Origin of the sequence: Nocardiopsis endophytica (assembly GCF_027706725.1) — a bacterium.
Classification (GTDB): domain Bacteria; phylum Actinomycetota; class Actinomycetes; order Streptosporangiales; family Streptosporangiaceae; genus Nocardiopsis_A; species Nocardiopsis_A endophytica.
The window spans coordinates 23,892-30,365 of the sequence record NZ_JAQFWQ010000091.1; the positions used below are offsets into that span (position 1 = coordinate 23,892).

5 protein-coding genes are annotated in these 6,474 nt (G+C 73.3%); 3 read left to right on the forward strand and 2 right to left on the reverse strand.

The window, feature by feature from the left end; translation table 11 throughout:
* Positions 1–8 precede the first annotated feature (8 nt).
* Complete coding sequence (gene hydA, locus O4J56_RS24405; protein WP_270688978.1) at positions 9–1,418, reverse strand: dihydropyrimidinase; 1,410 nt, start codon at positions 1,416–1,418, stop codon at positions 9–11.
* Between the two features lie 12 nt (positions 1,419–1,430).
* The gene (locus O4J56_RS24410) at positions 1,431–2,273 is read right to left on the reverse strand and encodes a nitrilase-related carbon-nitrogen hydrolase (RefSeq protein ID WP_270688979.1); all 843 of its coding nucleotides are present in this window, start codon (positions 2,271–2,273) and stop codon (positions 1,431–1,433) included.
* A gap of 219 nt (positions 2,274–2,492) precedes the next feature.
* Between O4J56_RS24410 and O4J56_RS24415 the strand changes: the two genes are divergently transcribed.
* The 3 genes from O4J56_RS24415 to O4J56_RS24425 are packed head-to-tail and all read left to right on the forward strand — an operon-like array spanning position 2,493 to position 6,178.
* A complete protein-coding gene (locus tag O4J56_RS24415) occupies positions 2,493–4,103 on the forward strand; it encodes an acyl-CoA carboxylase subunit beta (protein WP_270688980.1) in 1,611 nt (536 codons plus the stop codon).
* The gene (locus O4J56_RS24420; protein WP_270688981.1) at positions 4,100–4,363 is read left to right on the forward strand and encodes an acyl-CoA carboxylase subunit epsilon; all 264 of its coding nucleotides are present in this window, start codon (positions 4,100–4,102) and stop codon (positions 4,361–4,363) included. The genes O4J56_RS24415 and O4J56_RS24420 overlap by 4 nt, the downstream gene beginning before the upstream one ends.
* 39 nt (positions 4,364–4,402) lie before the next feature.
* Positions 4,403–6,178, forward strand: a complete 1,776-nt coding sequence (locus tag O4J56_RS24425; RefSeq protein ID WP_270688982.1) for an acetyl/propionyl/methylcrotonyl-CoA carboxylase subunit alpha — start codon at positions 4,403–4,405, stop codon at positions 6,176–6,178.
* The last annotated feature ends 296 nt before the right edge of the window (positions 6,179–6,474 follow it).

The following is a 6,474-nucleotide window of genomic DNA, read 5'->3' on the forward strand; positions in this document are numbered from 1 at the left end:
TCCCCCTCTCAGATCAGTTCCCCGCACAGCCCGCGCCGGACGAACCTGCCGTGCCCGGCCACGCCGGTGTAGGCGCCCCGGTCCACCACCACGCGCCCGCGGGAGAGCACCGTGCGGGCCTCGCCGGTGACGTGCAGGCCCTCGTAGGCCGAGTAGTCGACGTTCATGTGGTGGGTGCCGGCCGACAGCACGTGCCCCGCCCCCGGGTCGTAGACGACGATGTCGGCGTCGGCGCCGGGCGCGATCGTGCCCTTGCGCGGGTACAGGCCGAACATGCGGGCGGGCGCCGCGCACGCCAGCTCGATCCACCGGCGGCGGGAGATCCGCCCGTCCAGCACCGCCTGGTGCAGCAGGTCCATGCGGTGCTCCACCCCGGGCATCCCGTTGGGGATCTTGGAGAAGTCCCCAAGGCCCAGCTCCTTCTGGCCCTTGAAGCAGAACGGGCAGTGGTCGGTGGAGACCACCGACAGGTCGCCGGTGCGCAGCGCCCGCCACAGCATCTCCTGGTGCTCGCGCGGGCGGAGCGGCGTGGAGCACACGTACTTGGCGCCCTCGAAGTCCGGCCGCGCCAGGTCGTCGACGGACAGGTAGAGGTACTGCGGGCAGGTCTCGGCGAAGACGTTGAGCCCGTCGTCGCGCGCGCGGGCGATCTCCTCGACCGCCTGCCCGGCCGACACGTGCACGATGTACAGCGGCGCGCCCGCCACCTGCGCCAGGCGGACCGCCCGGTGCACCGCCTCGGACTCCAGGAGTTCGCGGCGGACCTGCCCGTGCGCCTCGGGGCCGGTGCGGCCCTCGGCCAGCGCCTGCTCCACGAGCACGTCGATGGCCAGGCCGTTCTCGGCGTGCATCATCATCAGGCCGCCGTTGGCGGCGGCCCGCTGCATGGTGCGCAGGATGCGCCCGTCGTCGCTGTAGAAGACGCCGGGGTAGGCCATGAACATCTTGAACGAGGTGATGCCCTCGTCCACCAGGGCGTCCAGCTCCTTGAGGGCGTCGGGCACCGCGTCGCCGACGATGGCGTGGAAGCCGTAGTCGATCGCGCAGGCCCCGTCGGCCTTGGCGTGCCAGGCGTCCACGCTCGCCCGCAGCGACTCGCCCGCGCGCTGCACGGCGAAGTCGACGATGGTGGTGGTGCCGCCCCAGGCGGCCGCCCGGGTGCCGGTCTCGAAGGTGTCGGAGGCGTAGGTGCCGCCGAACGGCATCTCCATGTGGGTGTGGGCGTCCACGCCGCCGGGGATGACGTAGTGCCCCTCGGCGTCGATCACCTCGGCGCCGCCGCGCGCCCACGCCTCGGCGGCCTCGCTGCCGCGGGCCGCCACCGCGGCCACCCGCTCGCCCTCGATGAGGACGTCGGCGGGGGTCTCCTCGGCGGCGGTGACCAGGAGGCCCCCGCGGATCAGGGTCGTCTCCGCCATGTCCGCCTCCCCTCAGGCCCGCGTCAGCGGGCCGTAGGCGTCGGGGCGGCGGTCCCGGTAGAAGGCCCACTGGGTGCGGGCCTCCTCGACCATGTCGAAGTCGAGGTCGCGCACGACCAGCTCGGCCTTGCGGTCCGAGGCGACCTCCCCCACGAACGCCCCGCGCGGGTCGGCGAAGTAGCTGGTGCCGTAGAAGTCGTTGTCGCCGTACTCCTCGGTGCCCACCCTGTTGATGGCGGCGACGTAGTACAGGTTGGCCACCGCGGCGGCCGGCTGCTCCAGCTTCCACAGGTGCGCCGACAGGCCCCGGCTGGTGGCCGACGGGTTGTAGACGAGCTGCGCCCCGGCCAGGCCCAGCGCCCGCCACCCCTCGGGGAAGTGCCGGTCGTAGCAGATGTAGACGCCGATCCGCCCGGCCGCGGTGTCGAACACCGGCCAGCCCAGGTTGCCGGGGCGGAAGTAGTACTTCTCCCAGAACCCCTTCACCTGCGGGATGTGGTGCTTGCGGTACTTGCCCAGGTAGGTGCCGTCGGCGTCGATGACCGCGGCGGTGTTGTAGAACCACCCCGGCCCCTCGCGCTCGAAGACCGGCAGCACCATCACCATGCCCAGCTCCCGCGCGAGCGCGGAGAACCGGGTGACCGTGGGCCCGTCCGGGACCTCCTCGGCCAGCGCGAAGTGCTCGTCCCGCTGCACCTGGCAAAAGTAGGGGCCGGTGAAGATCTCCTGGAAGCCGATCACCCGCGCCCCCTGGGCGGCGGCCTCTCTGGCGTAGCGCTCGTGGGCGTCGGTCATCGACGCGGTGTCGCCGGTCCACTCGGTCTGCACGAGCGCGGCACGAACCAGCTGCGGCATGGCCCTCCTTAACGCCGTCCCCGGCCCCCCTTGGCCGCGGGAAGCGTCGACGGTAGGCAGGCTCTCGCACGGGGGTCAACGGTCCCAGGCGACACGCCCCGCCCGGACCTGGGGTTTCGGTCGTCCGCAGCCGTGACGGCCGGGACGGGAGTCCAGAATGTGGAAGTAACGGGGGTCACCCCGACGACCGCCGAACGGGGGCGTCTACCCTGGTCTTCCATGGCCACCGAAGCCCCAGAACCGCTGCCCGCGGACGAGATCGACATCCACACCACCGCGGGCAAGCTCGCCGACCTCCAGCGACGGCGCTACGAGGCCGTCCACGCCGGTTCGGCGCGAGCGATCGAGAAACAGCACGCCAAGGGCAAGATGACGGCGCGCGAACGGATCGACGCCCTGCTCGACCCGGGGTCGTTCACCGAGTTCGACGCCCTCGCCCGGCACCGGTCCACCAGCTTCGGCCTGGACGCCAACCGGCCCTACGGGGACGGCGTGGTCACCGGGCACGGAACCGTCGACGGCCGCCCCGTCGCCGTCTTCAGCCAGGACGTCACCGTCTTCGGGGGCTCCCTGGGCGAGGTGTACGGGGAGAAGATCGTCAAGGTCCTGGACCACGCGCTGACCAACGGGTGCCCTGTCGTGGGCATCAACGAGGGCGGCGGCGCGCGTATCCAGGAGGGCGTGGTGGCCCTGGGCCTGTACGCGGAGATCTTCAAGCGCAACGTGCACGCCTCCGGCGTCGTCCCGCAGATCTCGGTGATCATGGGCGCCGCCGCCGGGGGGCACGTCTACTCCCCCGCCCTGACCGACTTCGTCGTCATGGTCGACCGGACCTCGCAGATGTTCATCACCGGGCCCGACGTGATCAAGACCGTCACCGGCGAGGACGTGTCCATGGAGGAGCTGGGCGGGGCGCGGGCGCACAACACCCGCTCCGGCGTCGCGCACTACATGGGGGCCGACGAGCAGGACGCCCTGGACTACGTCCGCGACCTGCTCTCCCACCTGCCCGGCAACAACCTCGACGAGGCGCCGGAGCTGCCCGCGGCCGCCGACCCCGGGGCCGAGGTGACCGAGGAGGACCGGGAGCTCGACACCTTCATCCCGGACTCGGCCAACCAGCCCTACGACATCCGGCGGATCATCGAGCACGTCGTCGACGACGGCGACTTCCTGGAGGTGCACGAGCACTTCGCCGGCAACATCGTCGTCGGCTTCGGGCGGGTCGAGGGCCAGAGCGTGGGCGTGGTCGCCAACCAGCCGATGAACTTCGCCGGGTGCCTGGACATCGACGCCTCTGAGAAGGCCGCGCGCTTCGTGCGCACCTGCGACGCGTTCAACGTCCCCGTTCTCACCTTCGTCGACGTGCCCGGCTTCCTCCCCGGCACCGACCAGGAGTGGAACGGCATCATCCGGCGCGGCGCCAAGCTCATCTACGCCTACGCCGAGGCGACGGTGCCGCTGATCACCGTCATCACCCGCAAGGCCTTCGGCGGCGCCTACGACGTGATGGGCTCCAAGCACCTGGGCGCCGACGTCAACCTGGCCTGGCCCACCGCGCAGATCGCGGTCATGGGCGCCCAGGGGGCGGTGAACATCCTGCACCGGCGCACCCTGGCCGCCGCCGAGGACGTGGAGGCCGAGCGGGCCCGCCTGGTGGAGGAGTACGAGGACACGCTGCTCAACCCCTACTCCGCGGCGGAGCGCGGCTACGTCGACGGGGTGATCCTCCCCTCGGAGACGCGCGTGTCGGTCGCCAAGGCGCTGCGGGCGCTGCGCGGCAAGCGCAAGCAGCTCCCGCCCAAGAAGCACGGGAACATCCCGCTGTGAGCGGCGCGCAGAACCCCGGCCGGCCCACCGGGCAGGACCCCGGGCCGCACCTGAGCGTCGTCCGCGGCGACCCCTCCCCGGAGGAGCTGGCCGCGCTCGTCGCCGTGCTCACCGCGCGTGCCCGCGCGGCGCGGGCCGCCCGCGAGGCCGAGGAGTCCGCCCGGCGCCCGCGGTCGGCCTGGCGCGACCGCTCCCGGCTGCTGCGGCGCCCCGTCCACCCGGGCCCGGGCGCCTGGGCGCGCAGCTTCCACCCGGGCTGACCCGGCCCGTTCCGACTTCCACCAGGAGGATTCCCCACCGTGCGCAAAGTCCTGATCGCCAACCGCGGGGAGATCGCGGTGCGCGTCGCCCGCGCCTGCCGCGACGCCGGGATCGCGAGCGTGGCCGTCTACGCCGACCCCGACCGCGACGCCCTGCACACCAAGACCGCCGACGAGGCCTACGCCCTGGGCGGCCAGAGCCCGGCCGACACCTACCTGGACTCGGCCAAGATCCTGGACGCGGCGGCCCGCTCGGGCGCCGACGCCGTCCACCCCGGCTACGGGTTCCTGTCCGAGAACGCCGACTTCGCCCAGGCCGTCACCGACGCCGGGCTCACCTGGATCGGCCCCCCGCCGGCGGCCATCACCGCCCTGGGCGACAAGGTGCAGGCCCGCCACATCGCGGCCAAGGTCGGCGCGCCGCTGGTCGCCGGGACCGCCGACCCGCTCGACGACGCCGGCCAGGCGGTGGCCTTCGCCGAGGAGCACGGGCTGCCCATCGCCATCAAGGCCGCCTTCGGCGGCGGCGGGCGCGGCCTGAAGGTCGCCCGCACCCTGGAGGAGATCCCCGAGCTGTTCGACTCGGCGGTGCGCGAGGCCACCGCCGCCTTCGGGCGCGGGGAGTGCTTCGTCGAGCGCTACCTGGACCGGCCCCGGCACGTGGAGACCCAGTGCCTGGCCGACGCCCACGGCAACGTCGTGGTGGTCTCCACCCGCGACTGCTCGCTGCAGCGCCGCCACCAGAAGCTGGTCGAGGAGGCCCCGGCCCCGTTCCTGACCGAGGCGCAGAACGCCGAGCTGTACGCGGCCTCCAAGGCCATCCTGGCCGAGGCGGGCTACCGCGGCGCGGGCACCTGCGAGTTCCTGGTCGGCGCCGACGGCACCATCTCCTTCCTCGAGGTCAACACCCGGCTGCAGGTCGAGCACCCGGTCAGCGAGGAGGTCGCCGGGATCGACCTGGTGCGCGAGATGCTGCGCATCGCCGACGGCGAGGAGCTGGGGTATGAGGACCCGGTGCTGCGCGGCCACTCCTTCGAGTTCCGCATCAACGCCGAGGACGCCGGGCGCAACTTCCTGCCCGCGCCGGGCACCATCACCCGGTTCGGCCTGCCCGGCGGGCCGGGGGTGCGGGTGGACACCGGGTGCGAGGAGGGCTTCACCGTCCCGGCGTCCTTCGACTCCATGGTGGCCAAGCTGATCGTGACCGGCGCCTCGCGCGAGCAGGCGCTGGAGCGCTCGCGGCGGGCGCTGGCCGAGTTCGAGGTGGGCGGCATGCCCACGGTGATCCCGTTCCACCGGGCGGTGGTGGAGGATCCGGCGTTCGCCCCGGCGGGCGGGGAGCCGTTCTCGGTGCACACCCGGTGGATCGAGACCGAGTTCGACAACACCGTGCCGCCGTTCGAGGGGGTGCCCGCCCAGCCCGGAGACCAGGACGACGAACGCGAGCCGGTGACCGTGGAGGTCGGCGGCAAGCGCATCGAGGTGGTCCTCCCGGCCGGCCTGGGCGCCGCGGCGGCCGCCCCGGCCCCGCAGGCCGGGGGCGGGCGCCGGAAGGGCTCCCGGAAGAAGGGCGGCGGCGCCGCGACGGCGGCGAGCGGGGACGCCCTGGTCTCGCCGATGCAGGGCACCGTCGTCAAGGTCGTGGCCGAGGACGGGGCGACCGTGGCCGAGGGGGACACGGTGGTCGTGATCGAGGCCATGAAGATGGAGCAGCCCTTGGCCGCGCACAAGGCGGGCACGGTGGCCGGACTGTCGGTGGCCCCCGGCGACACGGTCTCCAGCGGCTCGGCCGTCTGCGAGATCAAGGACGCCTAGAGCCCACAGGGATCGGTGCTTGGTCCTCGGTGCCCGAGGCTCGGTGCTCGGGAATCGGTGCCCGGGGCTCGGTGCCCGCGGCTCCGGTGCCCGGTGCCCGGTGCCCGGGAATCGCCGCCCGGGGCTCGGTGCCCGCGGCTCGGGAATCGGTGCCTGGGGCTCAGGGCTCGGCGGATGGGTCTCCGCCGGGCCCAGGGCAACGACGGGACCAGCAGGTACCCCGCTAACGGGCCCCGGCCGAGCGGCGGGCCGCCGGAGTGCAAGGTCGCAAGGGCAGCAACGACGAAGGTCGGCGG

Excerpts from the sequence above, each read along its gene's own strand:
- hydA (WP_270688978.1), bottom strand. The coding sequence starts at position 1,418 with ATGGCGGAGACGACCCTGATCCGCGGGGGCCTCCTGGTCACCGCCGCC.
- O4J56_RS24410 (WP_270688979.1), bottom strand. The coding sequence starts at position 2,273 with ATGCCGCAGCTGGTTCGTGCCGCGCTCGTGCAGACCGAGTGGACCGGC.
- O4J56_RS24415 (WP_270688980.1), top strand. The coding sequence starts at position 2,493 with ATGGCCACCGAAGCCCCAGAACCGCTGCCCGCGGACGAGATCGACATC.